The sequence below is a fragment of the Kitasatospora sp. NPDC086801 genome (genome assembly GCF_044745805.1).
GTDB lineage: Bacteria > Actinomycetota > Actinomycetes > Streptomycetales > Streptomycetaceae > Kitasatospora.
In genome coordinates this window covers 206,920-233,478 of the sequence record NZ_JBIVAX010000002.1, presented here as the reverse complement: position 1 = coordinate 233,478, position 26,559 = coordinate 206,920, and the positions used below count along the sequence as shown (strand labels likewise).

Below are 26,559 nucleotides of genomic sequence, written 5' to 3'. Positions count from 1 at the left end.
CTGCGGGAATGAGGTTGACGGAGCGTCGGTCGAACCGCTGAGCTGGGGAGCATATGACGACTCCACCCGCCGGCCCCGCGCTCGACGCGCTCAACGGCCTCTCCGTGGGCGACGCCTACGGTGCACAGTTCTTCGTCCCGGCCACCGCCGCCGCCCACTTCGCCGCCCGCACCGACCCGCCCGGCCCCTGGCCGTGGACCGACGACACCGAGATGGCCTGCTCGGTGTACGCCGCGCACACCGAACGCGGCACGATCGACACCTTCGACCTCACCCACGCCTTCGCCCTGCGCCACGACTTCGACCGCGGCTACGGCCCGGCCGCCAACCGGATGCTGCGGCTGATCCGCGAGGGCGGCGACGCCAAGGCCCTGGCGGCCGAAGTCTTCGACGGCCAGGGCTCGTACGGCAACGGCGCCGCGATGCGGGTCGCCCCGCTGGGGGCGGCGTGCGCCGCGGACCTGGACGAGGCCGTCCGGCTGGCGGCCGCGACGGCGGTGGTCACGCACACCCACCCGCAGGCGGTGGACGGCGCCATCGCGGTCGCGGTGGCCGCCGCGTACGCGGTGCGGGCGCGCACCGAGGCGATGACGCCGGAGTCCTTCCTGGAGGCGGTGATCTCCCTCGCCCCTTACGGCGCCGTCCGTGACGGCCTCACCGAGGCGGTCCAGCTGCTCGCCGAACCGGACCCGAGGGCCGCCGCCGAGATCCTGGGCAACGGCAGCCGGACGTCCGCCGTCGACACCGTCCCGTACGCCCTGTGGTGCGCCGCCCGGCACCTGAGCGACTATCCGGCCGCCGTCCGGGAGGCGGTCGCGGCCGGCGGCGACATGGACACGGTGGCCGCGATCACCGGGGGAGTGGTCGCCGCACACACCGGGACCGAGGGCATTCCGGCCGCCTGGCTGGGCGCCCGCGAACCGCTGCCCGGCTGGGCGTTCCCCGAGCCGGGCGGCGTCCGGCCCGCCCCGGAGAGGGAGGGCCGCCTGAAGCCCATGCTGCTGCCCCGCGCCTGCCCGGTGCCGGACGTGGTCTGGACGGACGAGGAGTGGCAGCGGATCCGGGCCGGGCTGCGCCCCCGGGAGATGGAGGACAAGTGGGTGTCCCACACCGCCGAGGGCGTCCTGCACCTGCACCGCAGCTGGACCGGATTCGAGATCTGGAGCGTCCGGGTCACCCCGGTGCGCGGCGGCGGCTGGCGACCCGGGTCGGCGCTGGCCGAGGCGCACCCCGACCGCTTCCGGGGAGCTGCCGATCCGGAGCTCCTCGCACGGGTCCTCGGCCTGGCCGCCAGGGGCTACGGGTGGCGGCCGTAGCCCCCTTCGGACCGTTTCAGGCCGTGATCAGGTGCCCGGGACCGCCGCCGTGTCTAAGGCACTCCTGGTTGATCGCCGGATCCGGGGCGCTGGGCGAGGTGGCGGCGGCGATCCGCAGCTCGATGATGTCCCGCACCGCGGGCCACTCGTCGTCGAGGATCGAGTAGAACGCGGTCGAGCGCACCACCCCGTCGAGCCCGCGCGAGTGGGCCCGGCGGACGCCCTCGGAGGTGGCGCCGAGCCGCTCGATGGCGGTGCGCGAGCGCTGGTTGCGGGCGTCGGCGCGCAGCGAGATCCGCTGCACCCCCCAGGTCTCGAAGGCGTGGCGCAGCATCAGCAGCTTGGCCTCGGTGTTGATGCCGGTGCCCTGGGCGCGCGGCGAGAGCCAGGTGTTGCCGATCTCGGCGGCGTCCGGGACGGCCGTGGCCGGGTCGCCGAACGGCACCCCGGGCACCGGTGGCCAGACCATCGGCCCCCGCCAGTAGTCGAGTTCCAGGAATCGGGTGGAGCCGACGACCCGGCCGTCCGCCACGTTCACCGTCGCGAACGGCAGCGACCGGCCCGCGGCCTGGTCGGCGAGGGCGCGCGCGATGTAGTCGCGGGCCGCTTCGAGGCCGTGCGGGACGGGCGTGAAGGCGTAGGTCGTACGGTCCTCGGCGCCGGCCTCGGCGATGGCCGAGGCATGGTGCGCGGCGAGGGGCTCCAGCCGCACGGTGCGGCCGGTGAGGATGACAGGTACGGGCACGGAACCTTCGGTCCTTCATCGGTCGGAGGGTGCCTCCCGCGCCGGGGTGACGGCTCGGGCTGCGGTGGACAGTCGCCCCGGCCCCGGAGTCCGCCCGCCGGTACCCGCGCACGCCGGAGAGCCGGTCGGGCGGGGCGGGGGCGGCGGCCCGGAAGCGGGCAGCGCGGTGCCGGAACGGACACGGGTCCACGGACCGGTCCGGCGGGGATGAGCGAGGGGACAGCGTGCGTCCGCGAGATGGCCGAAGAGGAAACGGGAGCGCGAAGGAAACAGGCGGCCAGATGAAGGCAAGATGCGTCGTGGGGGCTGGCCGAGCACCGGTCCGGGACGTGGCCGACGGCGTTACGGGACGACGTGACGACGACGCGACGATGCGAGGCAGCGAGAGGACGATACCCGCCAGAAGGCGGTGCGTCACTTCGCGGCACGCGAATGGCGGTGCGGGCCGCTGCGGCCCGTCCCCGGCCGGGCCGTTGAACACCCGTGACCAGGGGCTTTCCACCCGGGTGCGATCATGGTCCGGAGCGGTCCGCCGAGGCCGCCGGCCCCGTCGCCGGGCGGGTCGGGAATTCCGGCGGCGCCCGGCACGCTGGAGAGGACGAGAAGCCGGTACGTCGTGACGAGTAGAGAACGGGGTTGGGTGCGCGGTGCGTGACTTCCAGGCGTTGTACGAGCTGGATCAGCAGGGCGTGGCCGCGGTGGCCGCGGCCGCCGCGGAGCTGCGCGACACCGGCGCGGGCCTCGTGCTGCTCCAGCACTTCGAGGGCTTCATGGACGCCGGCGAGGCCGGCGGCCAGGTGGTGGCCCACCTCCTGGAGACGGGCTCGCCGCAGGTGGTGGCCCGCTTCGACCACGACCGCCTGGTCGACTACCGGGCGCGCCGCCCCCCGATGGTCTTCGACCGCGACCAGTGGACGTCCTACGAGCCGCCGGAGATCCTGCTCCAGCTCGTCCGCGACGGCGCGGGCGCGCCGTTCCTGCTGCTCACCGGCCCCGAGCCGGACGTCGAGTGGGAGCGCTTCGCCGGCGCCGTCCGCGAGCTGGTGGAGCGCTTCGAGGTCCGGCTGGCGGTGGACTTCCACGGCATCCCGATGGGCGTGCCGCACACCCGCCCGGTCGGCCTGACCCCGCACGGCAACCGGCTCGACCTCGCGGCCGGCTACCCGCAGTGGTTCGAGCAGGCGCAGGTCCCGGGCAGCGCCCAGGCGCTGCTGGAGTACCGCCTGGCCGAGGCCGGGCACGACGTGCTGGGCTTCGCCGTGCACGTCCCGCACTACGTGGCGCGCTCGGAGTACCCGGCGGCGGCCGTGCTGATCCTGGAGGCGGTGCAGTCCGCCACCGGCCTGGTGCTGCCCGGCACCCGGCTGCGCGAGCGGGTCGGCGAGGTGTACGCGGACATCGAGGAGCAGCTGGCGCACGGGGACGGCGAGTTGCGCTCGGCGATCCGCGGCATGGAGGGCCAGTACGACGCGGTGGCGGGCGCGGAGGGCCGGGAGAGCCTGCTGGCCGAGCCGGTGGACCTGCCGTCGGCGGACGAGTTGGGGCGGCGCTTCGAGCAGTTCCTGGCCGAGCACGAACGCGGTGCGGAGTAGGCCCGGCGCGGAATTCGGTCCCGCAGGGGCGGGAACCGGCCGGGTCGGCGGCGGCCGGGAGTCACGGGAGTCATTCGAGGGCCCCGTTCGTTGGTGCTGGCGGCGTCGGGGGACGCGCCGCCGTACGGAGCTGCCCGTGTGACGCCTATCCCTCGGGGGGATGCCATGCCCACGACCATGTCCAGGACCACTCGCCCGGCCGCCGCCCTGGCGGTCGGGCTCGCCGCGCTGCTGCTCGCCGGGTGCACCGGCGCGGACGGCGGGACGGAGGGCTTCGCGGGCGCGCTGCCCGCCAAGAACACCAAGTCCACGCCGCCGCCGAACGGCCCGTACGTGGCCCTCGGCGACTCGTACACCGCCGGCCTGAAGATCACCCCCCAGGTGGGCGAGCCGAAGGGCTGTTCCCGCTCGGGGGTCAACTACCCGTCCCTGGTGGCGAAGGGGCTCGGGCTGCCGGGCGGCCAGTTCCAGGACGTCAGTTGCAGCGGCGCCCGCACCGGTGACCTGACCGGTGCCCAGGAGACCGACCGCGGCACCAACCCGCCCCAGCTGAACGCGCTGACCCCGGCCACCCGGCTGGTGACGGTCGGCATCGGCGGCAACGACGCGGGCTTCATGGAGGTCGTCAAGGAGTGCGCCAAGGAGAACCTGGTGGACGCGGTGAAGGGCGCCGTCGGTGCCACCCGCGCGTCCTCGCCCTGCCGCGAGCACTACGCCTCCGGCGGCACCGACGAGGTGCAGCGCAAGGTCGACGCGGCCGGTGAGCAGCTCGGCCGGATCCTGGAGGACATCAAGCACCGCTCCCCGCAGGCCCGGGTGTACGTGGTCGGGTACCCGACGCTGCTCCCGGCCGACCCGGCGAGCTGCCGGCCGGTGCTGGGCAAGGCGGTCACCGAGGGAGACCTGGGCTTCCTCTCGGAGAAGGAGCAGCAGCTCAACGGCATGCTCAAGCGGCGTGCGGAGGGCGCCGGCGCGGTGTTCGTGGACGCGGCCGCCCCCTCGGCCGGGCACGACATGTGCGCGGGCGAGGCCACCCGCTGGGTCGAACCGCCGTTCCCGGCCCCGGGCCTGGCGGCGATCCACCCCAATGCCAAGGGGCAGGAGGCGGTGGCCGCCGCCGTCCTCAAGGCCGTCCGCGGCTGAGGCCGGGGGCCGTCCGGCAGGCCGGGGCGGACACCAGCGCGTACCGCAGGATTCACGCTCCGGCCCACGCCCCTTCGTGCGCGGCACACCCCGGCTGTCGGGGGCGCGGCGTACCGTGAGGGGCATATGGATGACACCGCGCACCGCCTCGCCGCCGCCCCGCTTCCGTACGACCACGCCGCCGAGGCCCGCTGGGTCCCCGAACCGGACAAGCGCCCCGGCCGTACGGCCTTCCAGCGCGACCGCGCCCGGGTGCTGCACTCGGCGGCGCTGCGGAGACTGGCCGGCACCACCCAGGTGGTCGCCCCGATGCGCAGCGACTTCCCCCGCACCCGGCTCACCCACTCCCTCGAATGCGCCCAGGTGGGGCGGGAGTTGGGCGCCGCCCTGGGCTGCGACCCGGACCTCGTGGAGGCCGGCTGCCTGGCCCACGACATCGGCCACCCGCCGTTCGGCCACACCGGCGAGGAGGCGCTCGACCAGGCCGCCGAGGCCTGCGGCGGCTTCGAGGGCAACGCGCAGTCGCTGCGCATCCTCACCCGGCTCGAACCCAAGCGCTTCGCCCCGGAGGGCGAGCACCCCGCCGCCCGGCTCGCCCCCTGGCCCGGTCGCAGCGTCGGCCTCAACCTGACCCGCGCCACCCTCGACGCCGCCACCAAGTACCCGTGGACCCGCGGCGCCCACCCCACCGACCCGGCCTCGCCCAAGTACGGCGTCTACGCCGACGACCTGCCGGTGTTCCGTTGGCTGCGGGCCGGCTCCCCGGCTGGGCGCAAGTGCTTCGAGGCCACCGTCATGGACTGGTCCGACGACGTCGCCTACTCGACCCACGACGTCGAGGACGGCCTCCAGGCCGGCCACATCGACCCGGCCGTGCTGCGCGCGCCGAGCGAGCGGGCCGAACTCTTCAAGGTCGCCGAGCGCTACGCCCCGGACGCCGAGCCGGAGGAGCTGGCCGCCGCCCTCGACCGGCTGCTCGCCCAGGACTGGTGGCCCCAGGGGTACGACGGCACGGCCCGTGCCCGGGCCGGGCTGAAGGACCTCACCAGCCAGCTGATCGGCCGCTTCTGCCTGGCCGCCGAGCAGGCCACCCGGGCCCGCTACGGCCCCGGCCGGCTCACCCGGTACACGGCCGAGCTGGTGGTGCCCCGGGGCGTCCGGCTGGAGGTCGCGGTGCTCAAGGCGGTCGCCGTCCGCTTCGTGATGCAGCGCGACGAGCAGGCCCAGCTGCGGGCCCGCCAGCGGATCGTGATCGCCGAGCTGGCGTACGTGCTCACCCAGCGCGCTCCCGAGGGCCTGGACCCGGTGTTCGCCGCGCTCTACCGCGAGGCCGAGGACGACCGGGCCGCCCTGCGCGCGGTCATCGACCAGATCGCCACCCTCACCGACGCCTCCGCCCTCGCCCTGCACGCCCGGCTCGTCGGCGCCGCCTGGGCCTGACCGCCCACGGCCGTGCCGCCCGGGCCTGACCGCCCACGGCCGTGCCGCCCGGCGCCCGACCGCCCCCCGTGGCGCAACAGGCTTCGGCGCGACCGGCCCGCCCGGAAACCCCGGCCGCCCCAGTAGACTTCCGGGGTGGCCGGGCGGATCAGGGACGAAGACGTACAGGCGGTGCGCAGCGCACTGCCGATCGACGCCGTGGTCGGCGACTACGTTCAGCTCACCAACGGTGGCGGCGGCGAGTACAAGGGCGTCTGCCCCTTCCACGACGAGAAGTCCGCCTCGTTCTACGTGAACCCCGCCAAGGGCGTCTTCCACTGCTTCGGCTGCCAGGAGAACGGCGACACCATCGCCTTCCTGATGAAGATCGAGCACTTCACCTTCGCCGAGGCCGTCGAGCGGATGGCCACCCAGGCCGGCGTCACCCTGCGCTACGAGGAGGGCGGCTACAGCCCCCGCCACCAGCAGGGCGAGCGGACCCGCCTGGTCGAGGCGCACAAGGTGGCCGCCGCCTACTACCAGGAGCAGCTGGCCTCGGCGGAGGCGGAGATCGGCCGCCGCTTCCTGGCCGAGCGCGGTTTCGACGAGGAGGCCGCCCGCACCTTCGGCGTCGGCTACGCCCCGGTGGGCTGGGAGCACCTGGTCCGCTACCTGCGCGGCAAGGGCTTCACCGACAAGGAGATCCTGCTCGGCGGCCTGGCCTCGCAGGGCCAGCGCGGCGGCCTGATCGACCGCTTCCGGGGCCGGCTGGTCTGGCCGATCCGGGACATCGCGGGCGAGGTGGTCGGATTCGGCGCCCGCCGCCTGCGCGAGGACGACAACGGCCCGAAGTACCTGAACACCCCCGAGACGCCGATCTACAAGAAGTCGCACGTGCTGTACGGCATCGACCTGGCGAAGAAGGAGATCGCCAAGTCGGGCCGCGCGGTGGTGGTCGAGGGCTACACCGATGTGATGGCCTGCCACCTGGCGGGGGTCACCTCGGCGGTGGCCACCTGCGGTACGGCCTTCGCCGAGGACCACATCAAGATCATCCGCCGGCTGCTGATGGACACCTCGCAGTACCGCGGCGAGACGGTCTTCACCTTCGACGGCGACGCGGCCGGCCAGAAGGCCGCCCTGCGCGCCTTCGAGGACGACCAGAAGTTCGCCGCCAAGACCTCCATCGCGGTCAGCCCGGGCGGCATGGACCCGTGCGAGCTGCGCCTGGCCCAGGGCGACGAGGCGGTCAAGCAGCTGATCGACAACCCCGTCCCGCTGTTCGAGTTCGCGCTGACCTCGGCGGTGGCCCGGCACCGGGTGGACACTCCGGAGGGGCGGTCGGCGGCCCTGGAGGAGGCGGCCCCGATCGTCGCCAAGATCAAGGACCGCTCGATCCAGCACGAGTACGCCGTCCGCCTGGCCGGCATGCTCGGCATCCTGGACGAGCCCTTCGTCGTCCGCCGGGTCTCCCAGCTGGCCCGCTGGGACCGCGAGCGCCAGCAGAACCCCCGGGGCGCCGACCGCGGCCGCCGCCCCGAGCCCGCGCCGGTGCGACCGGCACAGCCCGCCTTCCGGCTCAACCCGCGCGACCCGGCCCAGTTCGTCGAGCGGGAGCTGCTCAAGCTGGCGCTCCAGCACCCGGACCTGGTCAGCCCGGCCTTCGACCACTACGGCGAGGACGAGTTCCCCACGCTGCCGTACGCCGCCGTCCGGCAGGCCATCGCCAAGGCCGGCGGCGCCGCGTACGGGGCGACGCTGCCCGACTTCACCAGCGCGGTGCGCGAGGCGGCCCCGGACGACCAGGTGCGCTCGTTGGTCACCGAGCTGACCGTCGAGCCGGTGCGCTCCCGCCGGAAGGTGGACGCGGTCTACGCCGGGGAGTTCCTGGTCAAGCTGCGCCTGCTGGCGGTGGACCGGCGGATCGCCGAGGTCCGCGGCTACCTGCAGCGGCTCGGCCACCGGGCCGACGCCGAGCAGCAGCACGCGGTGCAGACCGAGCTGTGGCAGCTCCAGCAGTACGGCCAGCAGCTCCGCAGCCGGGGCGCGGCGGCGCTGTAGGAACGGCGCGTAGAGCCGTGGGAACGGCGCAGAAAGTCGGCGCACGAGTCTCGGCCACGGAGCGTGGCGTACCGCACACTGGAGGGCGTCCCACCTCCGTTCAGCGCGGGTCCGCCAGAGTCGCGCCCGCCCCGAGGGGATGCCCGTGGACCAAGGCTCTGCCGCGACCTCCAGCCCGACCGGCGCACCGGCCGCCTCCAGCCCGACCGGCGCACCGGCCTCCAGCCCGACCGCCGCACCGGCCTCCAGCCCGACCGGCGCCAGGACCGGACCGAACCCCGCCGGACCGGCCGGGGAACGGGAGACGGACCACGGCCGGGCCGGGGCCGCGCCCCCGGACGGCGCCCGGGGCCTGCCGGAGGGCCACCCCGAGGACCTGGAGGCGGCCCCCGACGCCGAGGCCCCGGAGTCCGACGGCGGGGACGGGGCGGAGCCCCGCCCGCAGCCCGAGGGCGACACCGGCCCGGCGGCGGACCTGCTCCGCCAGTACCTGCGCGAGATCGGCCGGGTCCGCCTGCTCACCGCCGTCGAGGAGGTGGAGCTGGCCCGCCGGGTCGAGGCCGGCCTGTTCGCCGAGGAGCGGCTGAACGGCGACCCCCCGCCGTCCGACCCGCTGGCCCGCGAACTGGACGCCCTGGTGGTGCGCGGCCGGATCGCCAAGCGTCGGCTGATCGAGGCGAACCTGCGGCTGGTGGTGTCCGTCGCCAAACGCTACGTCGGCCGCGGACTGACCCTGCTGGACCTGATCCAGGAGGGCAACCTGGGCCTGATCCGGGCGGTGGAGAAGTTCGACTACGCCCGCGGCTACAAGTTCTCCACGTACGCCACGTGGTGGATCCGGCAGGCGATGAGCCGGGCGCTGGCCGACCAGGCCCGGACGATCCGGGTGCCGGTGCACGTGGTCGAGCTGATCAACCGGGTGGTCCGGGTGCAGCGCGCCCTGCTGCAGGAGCGCGGGCTGGAACCGACCCCGGCCGGGATCGCCGCCGCCCTGGAGCTGACCGAGGAGCGGGTGCGCGAACTGCTCCGGCTGGCCCAGGAGCCGATCTCGCTGCACACCCCGGTCGGCGAGGAGGACGACGTCGCGCTCGGCGACCTGATCGAGGACGCCGACGCCGCCTCACCCGCGGAATCCGCCACCTTCCTGCTGCTGCGCCAGCACCTGGACGCGGTACTGGCCACCCTGGGCGAGCGGGAGCGCCAGGTCGTCCAGCTCCGCTACGGGCTGGACGACGGCCGTCCGCGCACGCTGGAGGAGATCGGCACGGTGTTCGGCGTGACCAGGGAGCGGATCCGGCAGATCGAGTCGAAGACGCTGATCAAGCTCCGTGACCACGCCTTCGCTGCGCAGCTGCGCGGATATCTCGATTGAACGGCCCGCCGGGGTCGGCTAGGGCCGGCTCGGGGCCGGCTGCGCGGTGGTGGGCTGTGCGGTGGTGGGCTGCGTGCTGGTCGGCTGCGCCGGGGACGGCGGGTCGGTGACCGCGGCGTCCGCGCCGGTGCCAGGGGGCGGCGAGGCGGGGCCGATCGGGATCGGGGTGGAGGCCACCACGGCGGCCAGGTCGGAGACGGGCGAGGTGCAGACGTGCCCGGCCGGCTGGTACCCGCAGACCTGGAAGGTGGTGGCCCGGTCGGCCGCGTCCAGCATCGACGAGTAGTTGTCGTAGCCCCAGTGGATGAGCGCCGTCTCGCTCTCGCCGGAGTCGTCGGTGATGGTCGCGTAGTCGTTCGGCTGGCCCTCGGTGATCGCCGCCCAGGCCGCCTGGCAGGTCTGGCTGTACCGGAGGTAGACGACGACCTTGCCGATGACGTCGGTCTGCAGGGTCCGGGCGTCCTTGCCGCAGCCGGTGGCCTTGGGGTCCTTGTGCGCGCATCCGACGGCCTGGCAGGTGGGGGCGGCGGGGGCGGGCTTGGCCGCGGTGGCGGGCGGGACGGGTTCGGCGACGGTCGCCGGCTGCTCCCGGTGCCGCGTGGCCCGCAGGCCGATCAGCACCAGCAGGGCCGCCAGCACGGCGGCGCCGGTCAGGAGCATCGCCGGGCGCCGCCACCACGCCGCGGGCGGTGTCGCGGCGCCGTCGGGCTCGTCGGGCTCGTAGGGTGCGCCGGAGGCGACGGGTGCATCGGACGTGTCGGGTGCGCCGGTCCGGTCCGTCGGAGGCTCCGCCGCCGGAGGCTTCCCGGGAGTGGCCTGAGCGGCGGGCTCGCCGTCCTCCTCGGGCCCCGCGACGGCCTGCTCCCACAGCGCCCGCAGCGTCGGCCCGTCGCAGTCCACCGCCCCGGTCAGCGCCTCCAGCGCCTGCCCGGTGATGACCCGCTTGCCGTTCAGCCAGCGTTCCCAGGAGGCCCGGCTGTAGTGCGTCCGGGCGGCCAGCTCGGACAGCGAGAGCCCGGCGGCGTCCTTGATGGCGCGGAGCTCCTCGGCCAGCAGCCGGGCGGGTTCGGACAGCTCTTCGGGCAGGTTCTTCCAGGCGGAACCCATGGGGCCTTCCAACGATGCGGGTCGGGAACGGGGAACGGGAAAGCGGAACAGGCTCCGGCCTGGGCCGTTCGGGTGTCTCCGCTTCTCCAAACTCCTCGGCCTGGCGTCCCAAACCCCAGGTCATGGCGCTGAGACGGACGGAAGTGTCTCACAACCCCCGGGAACGCTCGCATGTGCACGCGTCCGTCGTGCACAGTTCTCCGGTCGGCACGGTTCGCCGCCCGACGGCGTCGTTCGGACGCGGACCGGTCACCGGTCCACGCTCCGGCACCACGTCCCGATTCCCCCACCGGCCGGGGCAGCCTCGCGGGGGGAGGCTGCCCCGGTTCGTCCGGGACGCACGGTGGGGAGAGCGCTTCGCCGCGCCCTCCCCACCGTGATCACGCCCCGACGATCACGCCCCGACGAGATCCGCCGCGAATGACGCGAATGAAGTGAGACACGCCCTAGTGGTGGAAGCCCGACCGGGCCGGCACCCCGAGCTCCTTGAGCGGGCCGGGCTGGCGCCGCAGCTCCGGCAGCAGCCGGGAGAGGTCGGCCAGCAGCAGGTCGGCGAGGTCCAGCGAGAAGCCGTTGCGACAGACCACCCGGAGCACCGACAGGTCCGTCCGGTTCGCGGGGAAGGTGTACGCGGGCACCTGCCAGCCGCGTTCGCGCAGCCGCCGCGAGACGTCGAACACGTCGAACGGCTCGTCGGCGGCGGTGGTGAGGGCGAAGACCGGCAACTGGTCGCCGCGGGTCAGCAGCCGGAAGGCGCCCAGCTGCTCGATCGCCCCGGACAGGTGGGTGGCGACCTCGCGGCAGGCGCCCTGGACGGCCCGGAAGCCGTCCCGGCCGAGCCGCAGGAAGATGTAGTACTGCGCGACCACCTCGGCGCCGGGGCGGGAGAAGTTGAGCGCGAAGGTCGGCATCTCGCCGCCGAGGTAGTTGACCCGGAAGACCAGTTCCTCCGGCAGGGCCTCCTGGTCGCGCCACAGGGCCCAGCCGACGCCGGGGTAGACCAGGCCGTACTTGTGCCCGGAGCTGTTGATCGAGGCGACCCGGGGGAGTCGGAAGTCCCAGACCAGCTCGGGGTCGAGGAAGGGCGCCACCATGCCGCCGGAGGCGCCGTCCACGTGCACCGGGACGTCGAGGCCGGTGCGCTGCTGGAGGTCGTCCAGGGCCGCGCAGATCTCCGCGATCGGCTCGTAGGAGCCGTCGAAGGTGGAGCCGAGGATGCCGACCACGCCGATGGTGTCCTCGTCGCACAGCGCGACCGCTTGCTCGGCGTCGAGGTGGAAGCGCTCGCCCTCCATGGGCGCGGTGCGGGCCTCGACCTCCCAGAAGGTGCAGAACTTCTCCCAGCACACCTGCACGTTGACGCCCATCACCAGGTTGGGCCGGGCCCCGGCCGCGTAGCGGTCGGCGTTGCGGCGCATCCAGCGGCGCTTGAGTGCCATGCCGGCCAGCATGCAGGCCTCGCTGGAGCCGGTGGTGGAGCAGCCGACCGTGGCGTCCGGGTCGGGGGCGTGCCAGAGGTCGGCGAGGATCGCCACGCAGCGCCGCTCCAGTTCGGCGGTCTGCGGGTACTCGTCCTTGTCGATCATGTTCTTGTCCAGGCACTCGGTCATCAGCCGGGTGGCCTGCACCTCCATCGAGGTGGTGACGAAGGTCGCCAGGTTGAGCCTGGCGTTGCCGTCCAGCATCAGCTCGTCGTGGATCAGCTGGTACGCGCTGTCGGCCGCGACGGGCCCCTCGCCGAGCCGGTGCAGCGGCGGTGCCAGTTTCATCGAGCCCAGCGGGTCGGCGGCGCCCACGAACGGACTGATGCTCAGTCGGCGGTCGTCGCCGGTTCCCTTGTGCAGCGCCATGGAGTCCTGCCGCCCTTCACGCCGGTGGCCGTGTCCCGTCCCACGCTGCCACCGGCCGCCGGGTGACGCATCCGCACCGGCCGGGGCCGGGCCGCTGCCGTCCCCCGGGGTCAGGCCACCGACTCCGGGTGCATCTGCTCGCGGGCGGCGCGGTACTGCTGGCGCACCGCCGAACCGATCGCCAGGTCCTGCTCCCCGTCCGGCTCGACGGTCTCGGCGTCCGGCAGCTCCCACTCCGGCGGCTCCGGGGTGCCGGCCAGCGCCCAGGCGGCCTGCCGGGCGGCCCCGCGGGCGGCGTGGGCGCCCGGCGGCGGCACCACGACCGGGACGCCGAACAGCGGCGGGGCGATGTGCCGGACGGCGGGCAGCCGCCCGGTCGCGCCGAGCAGGAACACCCGTCGCACCGCGACGCCTTGGGCGCGCAGCACGTCGAGGGCGTCCGCGATGTTGCACAGCATGCCCTCGACGGCGGCTCGCGCGAGGTGCTGCGGCGTCATCGAGTCGGCCCGCAGGCCGGTCAGGGTGCCGGCCGCGTGCGGGAGGGCCGGCGTCCGCTCGCCGTCCAGGTAGGGGAGGAGCACCAGCCCGTACGCGCCGGGGGAGGAGTGCAGGGCGAGGTCGCTCAGGCCGTCCAGGTCCCGGCCGAGCATGGCGGCGGTGGAGCGGAGCACCTGGGCGGCGTTGAGGGTGGCGACCATCGGCAGGTGGCGGCCGGCGGCGTCGGCGAAGGAGGAGATCAGCCCGGTGGCGTCCACCACGGCCTGGTCGTGCACCGCGAAGATCGTTCCGGCGCTGCCGAGCGAGACCACCGCGTCGCCGGGGCGCAGCCCGAGGCCGAGTGCGGCGGCCATGTTGTCGCCGGTGCCGGCCGAGATCAGCAGGCCCTCGGGGGTGTGCCCGGCGGGTTCGGCGGGGCCGAGCACCTCGGGCAGCCGCAGCTCGTGGCCGAGCGCCAGTTCGACCAGGTCCTGCCGGTACTCGCCGGTGATCGGGGACCAGTAGCCGGTGCCGGAGGCGTCGCCCCGGTCGGTGGTGCGGCGCTTGGGGTGGCCGAGCAGTTGCCAGATCAGCCAGTCGTGCGGCAGCAGCACCTCGGCCACCCGGCGGGCGTTGGCCGGTTCGAACTCGGCCAGCCAGCGCAGCTTGGCGATGGTGTAGGTCGGGCTGGGGACGGCGCCGATCGCGGCGGTCCAGGCGGCCGGGCCGCCGAGCGCGTCCAGCAGCTTGGCGGCGGCGCCGCTGGAGCGCGGGTCGTTCCAGAGGATCGCTGGGCGGACCAGCACGCCGCCCGCGTCCAGGCCGATCATGCCGTGCTGCTGCGCGCTGACGCCGATGGCCCGGACGCCCTCCAGCAGGCCGCCGGCGGCGGCGTCGCCGAGCGAGTGCAGCCAGAGCTGCGGGTCGGCCTCGCCGGGGCGGGTGTCCGGGTCCTCGGGGACGGGGTGCGGCGCCTTGCCGGAGCGCAGGACGGCGCCGGTGTCGGTGTCGCACGCGACGATCCGGGTGCGGTTGGTCGAGCTGTCTATCCCCGCGACGATGGCCATGTCGAGATCATGCCTCAGCCCGGCCCGGGACGCGTCCGAGCCGGGTGAGGTGTTGCCCGTTCGGGACCCGTCGCAGGGCCCCGGTACACCCTGGCGTCACCGCCCCGTCACGGGCGGAAGGTACCCCAGCCGTCGTCCTCGACGCGGGGGCGGTTGAAGTACGGCACCCGCTCGGTGACGGCGTTCGGCAGCCGGTCGCCGAACTTGTCCGCGACGGCGCCGGCGGCCTTCCCGGCGACCGCGCCGGCCTGCTGCCTGGCCCGGTCGGCCGCGCCCTGCACGGTGGGGTTCTGGGCGATCCGCCGGGTGACCTTCGTGATCTGGTCGTAGCGCCGGCGCCCGGCCCGGGAGCCCAGGACGTAGCCGGCCGCGAACCCCGCGGCCAACGACAGCTTCCACATGATCGGATCCACCCTCTCCTGGCGGCCTTCTGCCGCATTGCCCTACCCGTCCGTCGGGACGGCGAACCGTCCGTGCCCCCCAGCATCCCCGGGCGCCGTGCCGGGCGCGCGCCGGGCACGCCGGGCGGGAGCCCCGGGGGCGGTCCGGCGAAAGCGATTGGCGGACCACCCCCCCGAGTGCGCTAATGTATGTCCCGCAGCGAGCGCCGAGGAGCCCGGGGAACCGGGGGCCGAAGCGGAAGCCGATCCCCCATAGCTCAATTGGCAGAGCAGCCGACTGTTAATCGGCAGGTTATTGGTTCGAGTCCAATTGGGGGAGCTCGGGAGAGGGTTCGCAAGAGCTCTCCTCCCGTCCGTGGTACGGCAGTTCGGTACCGCGATCCCGCATAGCTCAATTGGCAGAGCAGCCGGCTGTTAACCGGCAGGTTTTTGGTTCGAGTCCAAATGCGGGAGCTGCATCGGGTCCGCCCGGTGACTGCTCAGAGCGAAGGCCCCTCGGATGACCGGGGGGCCTTCGTGTTGCCTTCGTGTTGCCTTCGTCACCTCGTGGCGGCCGGGCGGCTCAGGTGGTCGCCTCCTGGTAGAGCGCGGCGACCCGCTGGTCGAAGGTGACGCTGTACGACGTGCCGGGGGTTTCGCCGCCCTCCTGGTAGCCGCCGATCACGCCTATGACCGCGCCGCCGTCGGTCACCCACGGGCTGCCGCTGGTGCCGTCGGTGTAGCCGGCGCAGTCGAAACGCTCCTGGGTCGGGCTCTGCGAGCGGGTCCTGGCCGCGCAGGTGATCGGTTCGTCGCGCTCGTTCGGGTAGCCGGTCACCGAGACGGCCAGCCCGAAGCCCTGGCTGGTGGCGATCGGGTTGCCGCCGACGGCGTCCTCGACCTCCTTGCCGCCGACCGGGCCCACGGTGACGAAGGCCACGTCGTACTCGGGGTCGTCGTCGTCCGCCCAGCGCGGGTCGACGGTGATCGACCTCACCGGCCAACTGCCGTACGGGGTGAAGCCGTTGCGGTAACCGGGGGTGAACACCAGGCCGTCCAGCAGGCCGATCCGGCGGCTCTGTACGCAGTGCGCCGCGGTGACCAGCAGGTTGTGTCCGGGGCTGCGGACGACGCTCGCGGTGCAGGCCCGGGGGCCCTGCGCGGTCCGGACCGAGAGGGTGCCGATCCGGTCGAGGGCGGTGCTCTGCTGCGCGACCTCGGCGGCGGGCGCCTCGGCCTGCCCGCCGCACGCGGTTCCGGTGGCGAGCAGCAGGGCCGCCAGCGCGACCGTCCGTGCGGCGCGCGGGGGCCGTACCGGGCGGGGGGCCATCGGGGCTCCGTCTCGTTCCTCGGGGCGGGCACCGGGCTCGTGCGTTCCGCCGTTCGAGAGGAAGATCTATCAGGCCGTGCCCGGCGGCGCCACTGCCGCCCCTCCGGTCAGCCGGTGGCCCGGTCGTAGAGCGCCTGGACGCGGTCGCCGAAGTAACTGCTGTACGAGGTGTCCGGGCTGTCGCCGCCCTGCTGGTAGCCGCCGATCACGCCGACCACGGTGCCGGTCCTGGTGCTCGGGTCGAAGTCGGTCACCCAGGGGCTGCCGCTGGTGCCGCCGGTGTAGTCGGGGCAGTCGATCCGCAGTTGGGTGGAGCTCTGTTCGGTGGTGTTGTTGGCGCAGGTGATCGGGACGTCGCTGGTGCCGGGGTAGCCGGTGATCCGCACGGGCAACCGGTAGCCGCGGTCGACGCCCAGCTTGTTGGCGCCGAGCACCTGTTGTACCTGCTGCCCGTTCTGGGCCTGGACGACCGCGAAGGCGACGTCCACGTCCGGGTCGGCGTGGTCCTTCCAGCCGTCGTCGACGGTGACGGCGAGCAGCGGCCACACGCCGCTGGGGGTGTCGCCGTTGCGGTAGCCGGGGACGAAGACGAGGTCGCTGCGCTGGCCGAGTTGGGGGTCCCAGACGCAGTGCGCGGCGGTGACGATGAGGTTGAGCCCGGCGCTGTCGACGACGCTGGCGGTGCAGAAGTGGTCGCCGTCCGCGTTGCGGGTGAAGACGGCTCCGACCAGGCCGTTGAGCACGGTGGGTTTGGCGGTGCGGGTGACCCCGGTGTGTTTGGCGACGGCGCCCTTGAGGCGCTGCCGGCTCCAGCCGTGGCTGCCGCCGGCGCCCGGGGCGGCTCCGGAGGGGCGGGCGGAGGGGGTGGCCGGAGCCGAGCTGACCGTCGGCGCGCCCCCGCCGGGCCCGGCCGAGGTGGTGCAGCCCGCCGCGGCGAGCAGCACCGCGAGCACCCCGGCCGCGGCTCCCGTCCCACGTGTCGTCATCCGTCCAGGCTGCCCGTGCGGCCGTCCGGACGCCACCCGAACTGCGCAACGCGGAGAGGCACACGCCTGTGCGCACCCGTGCGCGCCCCCGGCGCGCACCACGGCTGATCGACCGGCTATGCTGCCCGGGACGGCCTTTCGGGGCCGTCTGCTGCTGCCGTGGTCGACGACCGGCGCACGCGGCGAACCGGGGCGGTAGCTCAGCCGGTTAGAGCAGGGGACTCATAATCCCTTGGTCGTGGGTTCGAGTCCCACCCGCCCCACCTCAGGCCACTGATCGGTCGGTGGACCGACCGTCAGCCAACACGGTGGCTTGACCTGGCAAAACAGCTCCAGTTCCGGTCGGAACTGTAGAGCATCGGCCAGCCGCTCAGGGCTTGGCGCGCCGAGATTCACCCGCGTTGGGGAACGCCCGGGGAACCGGCAGGGGCGAGCGGGCTGACGTCGACCTCGGATGGATGCGGTCCGACCCCTGGCGACGTCGACGCAAAAAGTGATATCACTTTGACAGCTAGAGCGGACACACTCGCTGGAGGAGCTGGTCTCATGGCCACACCGCGTTCTGCCGTCGACGTCGAAGACGGCCCCGTCCTCGACCTTCCGGTCCCCAAGATCACCGAGCGGGTCATCACCGGTGCCGCGGGGCTGCCGGTGCTCGGAGGGACGCTGCTCGGCCTGCTCGCGGGGGTCGGGGCGACCATCGTCGGCGGCCTCCAACTGGCCGGCGGGTCCAAGGCGTTGGGGATCACCCTGCTGACCGTCGGGCCGCTGGCCGTGCTGGGCGCGGTGCTGCTGCTGTGCGGGCTGACCGTGGTCTCGCCCGGCCAGGCGCGGGTGGTCCAGCTGCTCGGCCGCTACCGCGGCACCATCCGCGCCGAGGGCCTGACCTGGCTGAACCCGTTCACCAGTCGCCGCCGGATCTCCACCCGGATCCGCAACCACGAGACCGAGACCAACAAGGTCAACGACGCGGACGGCAACCCGATCGAGATGGCCGCCGTGGTGGTCTGGCAGGTCGAGGACACCGCCAAGGCCGTGTTCGAGGTGGACGACTACACCGACTTCGTCGCCATCCAGACCGAGACCGCCGTCCGGCACATCGCCAGCAGCTACCCGTACGACGCCCACCGCGAGGGCGAGTTGTCGCTGCGCGACGGCGCGGACGAGATCAGCCGGATGCTCTCCGCCGAGATCGCCGCCCGGGTCGTCTCGGCCGGGGTGCGGGTCGTCGAGTCCCGGATCACCCGGCTCGCCTACGCGCCCGAGGTCGCCCAGGTGATGCTCCAGCGCCAGCAGGCCGGGGCCGTGGTCGCGGCACGCCGACTGATCGTCGAGGGCGCCGTCGGTATGGTCGAGGAGGCGCTGGACAGGCTCGCCGAGCGCGACGTCGTCGAACTGGACGAGGAGCGCAAGGCCGCCATGGTGAGCAACCTCCTGGTGGTGCTCTGCGGCGACCGGGGTACCCAGCCCGTCGTCAACACGGGCTCCCTCTACCAGTAAGGCGCAGCGTTGGCGACGGAGCGGAAGAAGATCCTGCTGCGACTGGACCCGGCGGTCCACGACGCACTGGCCCGGTGGGCCGCGGACGAACTGCGCAGTGCCAATGCGCAGATCGAGTTCCTCCTTCGCCGTGCCCTCAGCGACGCGGGCCGGATGCCCGGCGACGCGGCCCGTCTTCCCCGGCGCGGCCGACCGCCCAAGGAGAGCCCGGAGACCGGCGGTTCCGACGCCGGATGAGCGGGCCCATCCACCGTCCATCTGCTTGGAGTCCATCGTGGACCTGCCCATCACCCTGCCGGAGAAGCTCTACCTGCTCGCCTACCACCCCGAGCGCGAGCGGCTCACCGCCACCGCCAGGCTCGACCTGGTGCTGCGTGCCGCCGCGCTCGCCGAACTCCTGCGGCGCGGACTGATCCGCGACGACGGCCGGCACCCGGCCGCCGTCGACGGCGCGCCGGCCGACGGCCTGGACCCGCTCTCCGCCGCGATGCTGGAGCAGATCCGGCAGGGCCGGCGGCGCAGTTGGCAGAGCTGGGTCGGCCGCCGCCAGGGCCCGGCGGCGCGCGCCGCCCGTGTGGTCCGGGACGGGCTGGCGGCGGCCGGGCGGATCCGGCTCGAACAGCGCCGCGCGCTCGGACTGTTCCCCTGCACCCGGGTCACCCTGCCGGAGTCGCGGCTGCGCAAGTCGCTCGTGGCGTCCGTGAGTTCGGCGCTGAAGTCGCCGCTCAGCCGGGTCGACCCGGCGGACGCCGCGCTGGTCGCACTGGTCGACGCCGCCCGGCTCGGAGCCGTCCTGACGTGGCGCCAGAGTCGCGAGTTCCGCACCAGGATCGACAAGCTGGCCCCCGCCGCGGGCCCCGTCCCGCGCGCCCTGCGCCGGGCCATCAACACCCGCCACGCCGACGGCGCGGCGGCCTGACCCACCTGCATCTAGGGCCTCTCTTTCGGATCACGTCGGGCGCGCGGTGTGATCCGAAAGAGAGGCCCGAGCCCGGTCGCCGACACGGCGGCCGGGCTTCGCGCTGTCCCGACCCTCGGGCGGCCCCCGTCCACCGATCGGTTGATCCCCCCCTCCACCGCGTCCGCCCGTGGCCCTGACCGTCCGGTCGATCCGCGGCCGGGGCCCCGCGCGGGAGGCTCGTTGCAGGCCGGAAGAAGCGGCCGGACCAGCGGGGACGAGCGGGAGGAAGCGGCGCGATGGCCGTGATCGAGGTGGCGGGGCTGCACAAGGCCTACGGGCGGCGCCAGGTGCTGGAGGGCGTCTCCTTCGGCGTGGAGCGCGGCGAGGTGTTCGGCCTGCTGGGGCCGAACGGCGCGGGCAAGACCACCGCCGTGGAGTGCTGTGAGGGCCTGCGCCGGGCCGACGCGGGGACCGTCCGCGTCCTCGGCCTGGACCCGGTGAAGGACGCCCACCGGCTGCGGCCGCGGATCGGCATCCAGCTCCAGCAGGCCCAGTTGCAGGGCGCGCTGCGGGTCGGCGAGGCGCTGGAGCTGTACGCCGCGCTCTACCCGAACCCCCGGGACTGGCGCGAGCTGCTGGACGAGTGGGGGCTCGCCGACCAGCGCCGGACCCCCTTCGACAAGCTCTCCGGCGGCCAGCGCCAGCGGCTGTTCATCGCCCTCGCCCTGATCGGCAACCCCGAGGTGGCCTTCCTGGACGAGCTGACCACCGCGCTCGACCCGCAGGGCCGCCGCGACACCTGGGAGCTGATCCGGCGGATCCGCGACGAGGGCGTGACGGTGGTCCTGGTCTCGCACTTCATGGACGAGGTCGAGGCGCTCTGCGACCGGGCCGCCGTCCTCGACGGCGGACGGATCGTCGCCACCGGCACCCCCACGGAGCTGATCGCCCGCTCCGGCACCGGCGGCACGCTCGGCTTCCGCCCCACCTGGCCGCTGGACACCGCCGGGCTGGCGGCCCTGCCGGGGGTCACCGGGGTCGAGGAGCGGGACGGCCGGGTCGAGGTCTCCGGCGTCGGGGACTTCGCCGACGAGGTCACCGGCCTGCTCGCCCGCGAGGGGATCGTCGTCACCGGGCTGCGGATCCGCGAGCACAGCCTGGACGACGCCTACCTCGCCCTGACCCGCCACGACTCCTGACCCGCCGCCACTCCTGACCCGCCATCACCACGCCCGAGGGGACCACCACCGTGAACCGCACCGTGAACCACCCTGCCCAGCACACCGCCCACACCGCCCACACCGCCCACGCCGTCCGCCGCCTGGCCGTCGCCGAGGCCCGTCTCTTCCTCCGCGACCCGCTGACCGCCTTCTTCAGCCTCGCCTTCCCCGTCGTGCTGCTGCTCGTCCTCGGCTCCGTCCCGGCCCTGCGCAAGACCTCGCCCGACATGCACGGCATGAGCACCATCCAGCTGTACGCGCCGATCCTGGCCGTCTTCACCCTGCTGCTGCTCGGCCTCAACGGCCTGCCCTCGCTGCTCGCCGCCTACCGCGAACGCGGCGTGCTGCGCCGGATGTCCGCCAGCCCGGTCCGCCCGGCGCTGCTGTTTGGCGCGCTGCTGCCGCTGTACCTGGGCGTCGCCGTCGTCTCGGTGCTGCTGGTGGTGGCGGCCGGGCCCCTGCTCGGGGTGGCGCTGCCGCGCCAGCCGCTGGGGTTCCTGCTGGCCTTCCTGCTGGCCGCCGCCGCGCTGCTGTCGATCGGTCTGCTGCTCGCCGCGGTCGTCCCGTCCGCCAAGGCCGGCAACGCGGTCGGCGCGCTGGCCTTCTTCCCGATGATGTTCTTCTCCGGGATCTGGCTGCCGCGCGAGTTCGCGCCGGCCCTGCTCAACCGGATCGGCGACTTCACCCCCAGCGGGGCCGCCGTCCAGACCCTGCAGGACGCCTGGTCCGGACACTTCCCGCACGCCGTGGGCCTGCTCACACTCGCGGCGTACGCCGTGCTCGCGGGGGCCGCGGCTGCCAGGCTGTTCCGGTGGGAATGATCAAGTGGCCGCCGGCCGACGAGAACGCGCTCGGTGACCGGCTGGACCGGCTGGACCAGCTGATCGGCCCGCTCTGCTACGTCGCCCTGCTGATCGCCCTCACCCTGGCCCTGCTGGTCCCCGCCCCGACCGCGCGTTCCGCCGCCGCCGTCCTCCCGGCGGCGGCCGCCGCGTTCCTGTGGCTGGTCCTGCGTTCGGTGCTCGACCGCAAGCCGGGCCCGGACGGCCGCGCCCGGTACGCCGGAGCCCACTTCGTCGTCCTGCTGGCGCTGATCACCGTCCTGGTGCTGGACAACCCGATCTTCGGCTTCTTCGCCTTCACCGGCTACCTGCACGCCGCCCAGTACCTGCGGGGCCGGGCCCGGATGGCGGGCGCGGCCGTGGCCACCGTCCCCACCTCGCTCTCCCAGATCGGCGGGGTCCTGCCCGACAGCACGGCGAAGTTCGGCGGGCTGCTGACCGTCGTCGCCTTCAACCTGATGGTGGTCGGGCTGATGTTCGCGCTCCGCGAGGTCGCCGACCGGCTGAGCACCCGCCGCAAGGTCGCCAACGCCGAACTCGCCGAGGCCAACCGGCTGCTCACCGAGACGCTCGCCGAGAACGCCGGACTGCACGCCCAACTCCTCGTCCAGGCCCGGGAGGCCGGGGCCGCGGACGAGCGCCGCCGGCTCGCCCGGGAGATCCACGACACCGTCGCCCAGGGCCTGGCCGGGATCGTCACCCAGCTCCAGGCCGCCGACCAGAGCCGTGCCCAGGACGCCGCGGCCGCCGAGCGGCACCAGGCGAACGCGGCGGCCCTCGCCAGGGAGAGCCTCACCCAGGCCCGCCGGGCCGTCCACGCGCTGCGCCCGATCGAGCTGGAGCGGGCCGCGCTGCCGGAGGCGCTGGCGGAACTGGTCGAGCAGTGGCGGGAGCGCAACGGCGCCGCCGCCGGGCTGACCGTCACCGGAGAGGCCCGCCCGCTGCACCCCGAGATCGAGGTGACCCTGCTGCGGATCGCCCAGGAGTCGCTGGCCAACGCCGCCAAGTACGCGCGGGCCTCCCGGGTCGGCGTCACCCTCTCGTACATGTCCGGCCTGGTCACCCTGGACGTCCGGGACGACGGCGTCGGCTTCGACCCGGCCGCCGAGCCCGCCTCCCGGGCCACCGGCGGCGGCTACGGTCTGGACGTGATGCGCCGCCGCGTGCAGCGCCTGGCCGGGCGGCTCGACCTGGAGACCGAACCGGGCGCCGGCACGACGGTGTCCGCGACCCTGCCGGCGATCAGCATGGAGGAGTAGAACCGTGAGCGACGCGACCACGATCAGACTGCTGTTGGTGGACGACCACCCGGTGGTCCGGGACGGGCTGCGCGGGATGTTCACCGCCGCCCCCGGCTTCGAGGTGGTCGGTGAGGCCGGGGACGGCGCCGAGGCGCTGGTCCTGGTCGCCGCGCTGCGCCCGGACGTGGTGCTGATGGACCTGCGGATGCCGCGGATGGACGGTGTCACCGCGATCCGCGAGATGGCCGAACGCGGCCTGCCCGGGCGGGTCCTGGTGCTCACCACCTACGACACCGACGCCGACGTGCTGCCCGCCGTCCGGGCCGGCGCCACCGGCTACCTGCTCAAGGACGCCGCCCGGGAGGAGCTGTTCCACGCCGTCCGGGAGGCCGCCCGCGGCGCCTCGGTGATCGCGCCGACCGTCGCCGCCAAGCTGCTCGGCCAGGTCCGCGCGCCCGTCCGGGAGCCGCTCAGCCCGCGCGAGCTGGAGGTGCTGGAACTGGTCGCCTCCGGAGCCACCAACCGGGAGGCCGCCGCCCGGCTGTTCATCAGCGAGGCCACCGTGAAGACCCACCTGATCCACGTCTACGCCAAGCTCGACGTCAAGGACCGCGCCTCCGCCGTCGCCGCCGCCTACAACCTGGGGCTGCTCACCCCGACCGGCCGGCCGTAAGACCGACCGGCACATGGTGGGCGGCGTCGCGACGCCCAGGCTGTCGCCTGGACGGCTTCTCCTCAGTCGCCGCAGCTCCGCTGCTACTCCCTCGTCGGCACCACCCAGACTCGGCCCGGACGCCGCTCCTTCATCCACCCACCATGTGCCGGTCGGTCTAAGCTGGCCGGATGCTCGAACCCGCCCTGCTGCCGACCCCGCTGGTGGACTGCACCGACGAGGTGCTCGCGCGGGCCGGGGTGGAGCTGCGGCTCAAGCGGGACGACCTGCTGCACCCGAGCGTCCCGGGCAACAAGTGGCGCAAGCTCGCGCCCAACCTGGCGGCCGCCGTCGCCCAGGGCCACACCCGGCTGCTGACCTTCGGCGGGGCGTACTCCACCCACCTGCGGGCGGTCGCGGCGGCCGCCGGGGCGCTCGGTCTGGAGAGCGTCGGGCTGGTCCGCGGCGAGGAGTTGGCCGACCGACCGCGCAACTGGTCGCTGCGGGCGGCCGAACGGGCCGGGATGCGGCTGGAGTTCCTGACCCGCGCCGAGTACCGGGAGGCCACCGGCCGGGCCGGCGGCGGGAGCGGTACGGACGAGGCGCCGGCCCTGGGCCGTTGGGGCCCCGGCCTGGTGCTCCCGGAGGGCGGCTCCAACGCGCTGGCCGTGACCGGGGCGGCGGCGATCCCGGCCGAACTGCCCGACTTGGGCGGGCGCGACGTGGTCTGCTGCCCGGTCGGCACCGGCGGCACCCTGGCGGGCATCGCGGCCGGCCTGCCACCGGGCGCTCGGGCGCTCGGCGTGGCCGTGCTGCGCGGCGGCGAGGGCTACCTGGAGGGCGAGGTCGCCCGGCTCCACCGGGCCGCCTACGGCCGGGAGTTCGACAACTGGCGGATCGACCACGCGCACCACGGCGGCGGCTACGGCAAGGTTCCGGCCGAACTGGCCGCCTTCGCCGAGCGGTTCGAACGCCGCCACGGCATCCCGCTGGAACGCCGCTACGTCGCCAAGCTGCTGGCCGCGCTGACCGGCCTGGCCGCCGCCGGCGCCTTCCCCCGCGGCACCCGGCTCACCGCCGTCGTCACCGGCCTGCCCGACCCGGAGTAGGGCGGAGCGGACAGGCCCCGGCCGGGTTCACCCGAAGGTCAGGTCGGCGCACGGATCGGTGTCGGCGCCGCGGGAGTTCTCGGCTATGCCGGTGGGCACACCGCTCGGGGTGCCGCTCGGGTCGGCCGTGGCGGGGGCGGAGGGCTTCGTGCCGGGGCCGCTGTCGACCGCGTCCAGCTTGGTGGCGGGGGTGGGTCGGTAGTCGCGGCCCAGGGTGACGGTGATCCCCTCGGAGCCCGGCTCCTCGACCGCGCGCGATCCCGGGAAGAGCGCGGCCACCTGGTCGGCGGCGGCCTTCAGGGCCGGGTCGTAGCTGATCTCGGTCTGCAACCGTCCGCCGGAGGGCTTGCCGAGCGTGACGTTCTGGAAGCCCCGGGCCCGCAGCGCCTCCCCGCCGGAGGTCGACAGGCCGGGGGTGCCGACGCCGTTGACCACGAGCACGGGAGCCGCGGCCTGCTCGGGCGTGAGCGGCGCGGACGGGCCGGCCGTCGCGCCCGGGGTCGCGCCGTCGGGGCCGGGGGCGGTGGGGGAGGGGGCCGGGGTGCCGGTGCCGGAGGTGCCCTGACCGTCCAGGGTGCGGTCCTCGCGCAGCAGCCGCCACAGCGTGTTGGCGTCCGGCTGGACCAGTTGGACGCGCTCGCCGGCGAAGCGCCAGGGCGCGGTCACGAAGGTGATGTCGGACAGCTTGATGTCCTGCAGCGAGCGGGCGAAGTCCACCAGCTTCATCGCGGTGCCCAGCCCCTCGTCCACGGTGAGCGAGCGGGTGGCCGCGTCGGCGAGGGGGAGCAGGGTGGGCAGCGAGAAGCCCTGGCCCTGCACCTTCTTGATCATCGAGGAGACGAAGGCCTGCTGGCGCTTCATCCGCCCGATGTCGGAGTTGTCGCCGAAGCCGTAGCGGGCCCGCAGGTAGTCCACGGCGGGCTGGCCGGAGAGCTTCTGCATGCCCTTCTGGAGGTGTATGCCGTGCGAGTCGACGTTGTTGGGGACGCAGACGTCCACGCCGTTGATGGCATCGGCCATCGCGGCGGCGCCCTTGAAGTCGACCACGATGGTGTGGTCGATCCGCAGGCCGGTGAGCGTCTCGACGGTGTTCTGCGTGCAGGCCGGGTTGCCCTTGGGGAACTCGCCGACGGTGAAGGCCGAGTTGAACATCTGGTTGGTCCGGGGCTTGGTCCAGGTGCCGTCCGGCAGCTTGCAGGACGGGATGGTGACCAGGGTGTCCCGGGGTATGGAGACGCCGACGGCGTGCTTGTGGTCGGCGTAGACGTGCACCAGCATCGCGGTGTCGGAGTGGCCGACGCCCTCCTCGCCGCCGCCGATCGCACTGTTGCCGTCGTCACGGGTGTCGGAGCCGAGCACCAGGATGTTCACCGGCAGCAGGGCGCCGGGGGTGGCCGGGGCGGGTGCGGGCGGGCGCTCGGTGGCGACGCCGCCCGGGTCGAAGGTGGTGATGTTGTTGTCCAGCCGGTGGTAGAACCAGGCCCCGGCGCCCACGACGGACAGCACCAGTACGGCGGCCAGGCCGATGGCTGTCCGCAGGTAGCGGCGTCTGCGCGTGCTGCTGCCCATCCTCCGTGTCCCCCCGTCTTTCCGTCTCTCGTGTTCGATGTTCGAACATTAGACGTTTCGACGGGCGGTTCGGTTACCTCCGGTGGCGGCCCGGATTTCCCTCCGGGGCTGTGATGCTGCTCACGCCCCGGGGCCGGAGGCGCCGGTGAGCATCCGGCGGAGCAGATCGCGCAGGACCGCCCGCTCGTCGGGGCCGAGGGCGGCCAGCGGTTCGCGGGCGAAGTTCAGCGACTCGCGCAGTTCCTCGGAGGCGGTGGCACCGGTGGCGGTGGCGGCGACCAGCTTGACCCGGCGGTCCTGCCGGTCGGCCTCCCGGGTGACGAAGCCGCGGGCTTCGAGCCGGTCGACGATGCCGGTGATGTTGGACGGCTCGCAGCTGAGCGTCTGGGCGATCTGGCGCATCGGCATGGGGCCGCGGCGCAGCAGGGCGAGCACCTTGGCCTGGGCGCCGGTGAGCGAGCGGGCGGCGGCCGCCTCCTCGTACTCGCGGTGGAACAGTGCGACCAGGTTGGCCATCAGGTCGACGACCTCGCGGGTGATCTCGTCGGACTGCGGCGTGGCGGCCTGGGTCGACTGGGTGTCCATGTCCGAGAGTCTACCTGAAAAGTTGACAACATGAACCTTTCATGCCCATCGTTACTTCAGTAGCTCAACCTTTCATGCATCAGAACCACTGTGCC

Annotated in this window: 23 protein-coding genes and 3 tRNA genes; 17 read left to right on the top strand and 9 right to left on the bottom strand. The window is 74.1% G+C overall.

All coding sequences use genetic code 11. The features are described from left to right. The first annotated feature begins 53 nt into the window (after window positions 1-53). On the top strand, window positions 54-1,316 hold the full coding sequence (locus ACIPLC_RS04430) for an ADP-ribosylglycohydrolase family protein (protein WP_400470989.1): 1,263 nt from the start codon (window positions 54-56) through the stop codon (window positions 1,314-1,316). Window positions 1,317-1,332: 16 nt separating this feature from the next. Here ACIPLC_RS04430 and ACIPLC_RS04425 read toward each other — a convergent pair whose 3' ends face one another. Continuing rightward, entirely contained in the window at window positions 1,333-2,061 is a 729-nt protein-coding gene (locus ACIPLC_RS04425; RefSeq protein WP_363586328.1) for a GNAT family protein, read from the bottom strand. A 647-nt stretch (window positions 2,062-2,708) separates the two neighbouring features. Here ACIPLC_RS04425 and ACIPLC_RS04420 point away from each other — a divergent pair. The 5 genes from ACIPLC_RS04420 (at window position 2,709) to ACIPLC_RS04400 (ending at window position 9,648) form a co-directional block, all read left to right on the top strand. Continuing rightward, the gene (locus ACIPLC_RS04420; RefSeq protein WP_400470987.1) at window positions 2,709-3,653 is read left to right on the top strand and encodes a PAC2 family protein; all 945 of its coding nucleotides are present in this window, start codon (window positions 2,709-2,711) and stop codon (window positions 3,651-3,653) included. 177 nt (window positions 3,654-3,830) lie between these two features. Continuing rightward, window positions 3,831-4,796, top strand: a complete 966-nt coding sequence (locus tag ACIPLC_RS04415) for an SGNH/GDSL hydrolase family protein (protein WP_400470985.1) — start codon at window positions 3,831-3,833, stop codon at window positions 4,794-4,796. A 126-nt stretch (window positions 4,797-4,922) separates the two neighbouring features. Beyond that, window positions 4,923-6,236, top strand: a complete 1,314-nt coding sequence (locus tag ACIPLC_RS04410) for a deoxyguanosinetriphosphate triphosphohydrolase (RefSeq protein WP_400470983.1) — start codon at window positions 4,923-4,925, stop codon at window positions 6,234-6,236. A gap of 135 nt (window positions 6,237-6,371) precedes the next feature. Then, window positions 6,372-8,276 (top strand): DNA primase, encoded by a 1,905-nt coding sequence (gene dnaG, locus ACIPLC_RS04405; protein WP_400470981.1) that lies wholly within the window; start codon window positions 6,372-6,374, stop codon window positions 8,274-8,276. 139 nt (window positions 8,277-8,415) lie between these two features. Beyond that, the gene (locus ACIPLC_RS04400) at window positions 8,416-9,648 is read left to right on the top strand and encodes a sigma-70 family RNA polymerase sigma factor (protein WP_400470979.1); all 1,233 of its coding nucleotides are present in this window, start codon (window positions 8,416-8,418) and stop codon (window positions 9,646-9,648) included. Between the two features lie 18 nt (window positions 9,649-9,666). Here ACIPLC_RS04400 and ACIPLC_RS04395 read toward each other — a convergent pair whose 3' ends face one another. From ACIPLC_RS04395 to ACIPLC_RS04380, 4 genes are all read right to left on the bottom strand, one after another. Continuing rightward, window positions 9,667-10,755: a DUF2690 domain-containing protein gene (locus tag ACIPLC_RS04395; protein WP_400470977.1), complete on the bottom strand. Its 1,089-nt coding sequence runs from the start codon at window positions 10,753-10,755 to the stop codon at window positions 9,667-9,669. Between the two features lie 446 nt (window positions 10,756-11,201). Then, entirely contained in the window at window positions 11,202-12,605 is a 1,404-nt protein-coding gene (locus ACIPLC_RS04390; RefSeq protein ID WP_400470975.1) for a glutamate decarboxylase, read from the bottom strand. 110 nt (window positions 12,606-12,715) lie between these two features. Beyond that, window positions 12,716-14,149, bottom strand: coding sequence for an FGGY family carbohydrate kinase (locus ACIPLC_RS04385; RefSeq protein ID WP_400470973.1), 1,434 nt, complete (start codon window positions 14,147-14,149; stop codon window positions 12,716-12,718). Between the two features lie 107 nt (window positions 14,150-14,256). Next, entirely contained in the window at window positions 14,257-14,562 is a 306-nt protein-coding gene (locus ACIPLC_RS04380) for a hypothetical protein (RefSeq protein WP_400470971.1), read from the bottom strand. A 234-nt stretch (window positions 14,563-14,796) separates the two neighbouring features. On the opposite strand from ACIPLC_RS04380, the gene ACIPLC_RS04375 reads away from it, so the two are divergent. Beyond that, window positions 14,797-14,869 (top strand) — tRNA-Asn (locus tag ACIPLC_RS04375). A 61-nt stretch (window positions 14,870-14,930) separates the two neighbouring features. Beyond that, window positions 14,931-15,003 (top strand) — tRNA-Asn (locus tag ACIPLC_RS04370). A 109-nt stretch (window positions 15,004-15,112) separates the two neighbouring features. On the opposite strand, the gene ACIPLC_RS04365 is transcribed toward ACIPLC_RS04370, so the two are convergent. Continuing rightward, the gene (locus tag ACIPLC_RS04365) at window positions 15,113-15,859 is read right to left on the bottom strand and encodes a trypsin-like serine peptidase (protein ID WP_400470969.1); all 747 of its coding nucleotides are present in this window, start codon (window positions 15,857-15,859) and stop codon (window positions 15,113-15,115) included. A gap of 107 nt (window positions 15,860-15,966) precedes the next feature. Next, the gene (locus ACIPLC_RS04360) at window positions 15,967-16,845 is read right to left on the bottom strand and encodes a hypothetical protein (protein ID WP_400470967.1); all 879 of its coding nucleotides are present in this window, start codon (window positions 16,843-16,845) and stop codon (window positions 15,967-15,969) included. A 189-nt stretch (window positions 16,846-17,034) separates the two neighbouring features. On the opposite strand from ACIPLC_RS04360, the gene ACIPLC_RS04355 reads away from it, so the two are divergent. The 9 genes from ACIPLC_RS04355 (at window position 17,035) to ACIPLC_RS04315 (ending at window position 24,310) form a co-directional block, all read left to right on the top strand. Beyond that, a tRNA-Ile gene (locus tag ACIPLC_RS04355) sits at window positions 17,035-17,108 on the top strand. A 283-nt stretch (window positions 17,109-17,391) separates the two neighbouring features. Continuing rightward, window positions 17,392-18,345: an SPFH domain-containing protein gene (locus ACIPLC_RS04350; RefSeq protein WP_400470965.1), complete on the top strand. Its 954-nt coding sequence runs from the start codon at window positions 17,392-17,394 to the stop codon at window positions 18,343-18,345. Window positions 18,346-18,354: 9 nt separating this feature from the next. Beyond that, a complete protein-coding gene (locus ACIPLC_RS04345; protein ID WP_400470963.1) occupies window positions 18,355-18,582 on the top strand; it encodes a hypothetical protein in 228 nt (75 codons plus the stop codon). A 37-nt stretch (window positions 18,583-18,619) separates the two neighbouring features. After that, the gene (locus ACIPLC_RS04340; RefSeq protein WP_400470961.1) at window positions 18,620-19,264 is read left to right on the top strand and encodes a GPP34 family phosphoprotein; all 645 of its coding nucleotides are present in this window, start codon (window positions 18,620-18,622) and stop codon (window positions 19,262-19,264) included. 278 nt (window positions 19,265-19,542) lie between these two features. Then, complete coding sequence (locus ACIPLC_RS04335; protein WP_400470959.1) at window positions 19,543-20,445, top strand: ABC transporter ATP-binding protein; 903 nt, start codon at window positions 19,543-19,545, stop codon at window positions 20,443-20,445. A gap of 50 nt (window positions 20,446-20,495) precedes the next feature. Further along, window positions 20,496-21,287, top strand: coding sequence for an ABC transporter permease (locus ACIPLC_RS04330; protein ID WP_400470957.1), 792 nt, complete (start codon window positions 20,496-20,498; stop codon window positions 21,285-21,287). Next, window positions 21,284-22,567: a sensor histidine kinase gene (locus ACIPLC_RS04325; RefSeq protein ID WP_400471241.1), complete on the top strand. Its 1,284-nt coding sequence runs from the start codon at window positions 21,284-21,286 to the stop codon at window positions 22,565-22,567. The genes ACIPLC_RS04330 and ACIPLC_RS04325 overlap by 4 nt, the downstream gene beginning before the upstream one ends. Window positions 22,568-22,571: 4 nt before the next feature. Further along, window positions 22,572-23,222 (top strand): response regulator transcription factor, encoded by a 651-nt coding sequence (locus tag ACIPLC_RS04320; protein WP_208869068.1) that lies wholly within the window; start codon window positions 22,572-22,574, stop codon window positions 23,220-23,222. Window positions 23,223-23,392: 170 nt separating this feature from the next. Further along, window positions 23,393-24,310, top strand: coding sequence for a 1-aminocyclopropane-1-carboxylate deaminase/D-cysteine desulfhydrase (locus ACIPLC_RS04315; RefSeq protein WP_400470955.1), 918 nt, complete (start codon window positions 23,393-23,395; stop codon window positions 24,308-24,310). 27 nt (window positions 24,311-24,337) lie between these two features. Here ACIPLC_RS04315 and ACIPLC_RS04310 read toward each other — a convergent pair whose 3' ends face one another. Then, on the bottom strand, window positions 24,338-25,879 hold the full coding sequence (locus tag ACIPLC_RS04310) for an LCP family protein (protein WP_400470953.1): 1,542 nt from the start codon (window positions 25,877-25,879) through the stop codon (window positions 24,338-24,340). A 120-nt stretch (window positions 25,880-25,999) separates the two neighbouring features. Then, window positions 26,000-26,464, bottom strand: a complete 465-nt coding sequence (locus ACIPLC_RS04305) for a MarR family winged helix-turn-helix transcriptional regulator (protein WP_400470951.1) — start codon at window positions 26,462-26,464, stop codon at window positions 26,000-26,002. Between the last annotated feature and the right edge of the window lie 95 nt (window positions 26,465-26,559).

Excerpts from the sequence above, each read along its gene's own strand:
- ACIPLC_RS04430 (WP_400470989.1), top strand. The coding sequence starts at position 54 with ATGACGACTCCACCCGCCGGCCCCGCGCTCGACGCGCTCAACGGCCTC.
- ACIPLC_RS04415 (WP_400470985.1), top strand. The coding sequence starts at position 3,831 with ATGTCCAGGACCACTCGCCCGGCCGCCGCCCTGGCGGTCGGGCTCGCC.
- ACIPLC_RS04410 (WP_400470983.1), top strand. The coding sequence starts at position 4,923 with ATGGATGACACCGCGCACCGCCTCGCCGCCGCCCCGCTTCCGTACGAC.
- ACIPLC_RS04400 (WP_400470979.1), top strand. The coding sequence starts at position 8,416 with ATGCCCGTGGACCAAGGCTCTGCCGCGACCTCCAGCCCGACCGGCGCA.
- ACIPLC_RS04395 (WP_400470977.1), bottom strand. The coding sequence starts at position 10,755 with ATGGGTTCCGCCTGGAAGAACCTGCCCGAAGAGCTGTCCGAACCCGCC.
- ACIPLC_RS04390 (WP_400470975.1), bottom strand. The coding sequence starts at position 12,605 with ATGGCGCTGCACAAGGGAACCGGCGACGACCGCCGACTGAGCATCAGT.
- ACIPLC_RS04385 (WP_400470973.1), bottom strand. The coding sequence starts at position 14,149 with ATGGCCATCGTCGCGGGGATAGACAGCTCGACCAACCGCACCCGGATC.
- ACIPLC_RS04365 (WP_400470969.1), bottom strand. The coding sequence starts at position 15,859 with ATGGCCCCCCGCCCGGTACGGCCCCCGCGCGCCGCACGGACGGTCGCG.
- ACIPLC_RS04360 (WP_400470967.1), bottom strand. The coding sequence starts at position 16,845 with ATGACGACACGTGGGACGGGAGCCGCGGCCGGGGTGCTCGCGGTGCTG.
- ACIPLC_RS04350 (WP_400470965.1), top strand. The coding sequence starts at position 17,392 with ATGGCCACACCGCGTTCTGCCGTCGACGTCGAAGACGGCCCCGTCCTC.
- ACIPLC_RS04335 (WP_400470959.1), top strand. The coding sequence starts at position 19,543 with ATGGCCGTGATCGAGGTGGCGGGGCTGCACAAGGCCTACGGGCGGCGC.
- ACIPLC_RS04325 (WP_400471241.1), top strand. The coding sequence starts at position 21,284 with ATGATCAAGTGGCCGCCGGCCGACGAGAACGCGCTCGGTGACCGGCTG.
- ACIPLC_RS04315 (WP_400470955.1), top strand. The coding sequence starts at position 23,393 with ATGCTCGAACCCGCCCTGCTGCCGACCCCGCTGGTGGACTGCACCGAC.
- ACIPLC_RS04310 (WP_400470953.1), bottom strand. The coding sequence starts at position 25,879 with ATGGGCAGCAGCACGCGCAGACGCCGCTACCTGCGGACAGCCATCGGC.
- ACIPLC_RS04305 (WP_400470951.1), bottom strand. The coding sequence starts at position 26,464 with ATGGACACCCAGTCGACCCAGGCCGCCACGCCGCAGTCCGACGAGATC.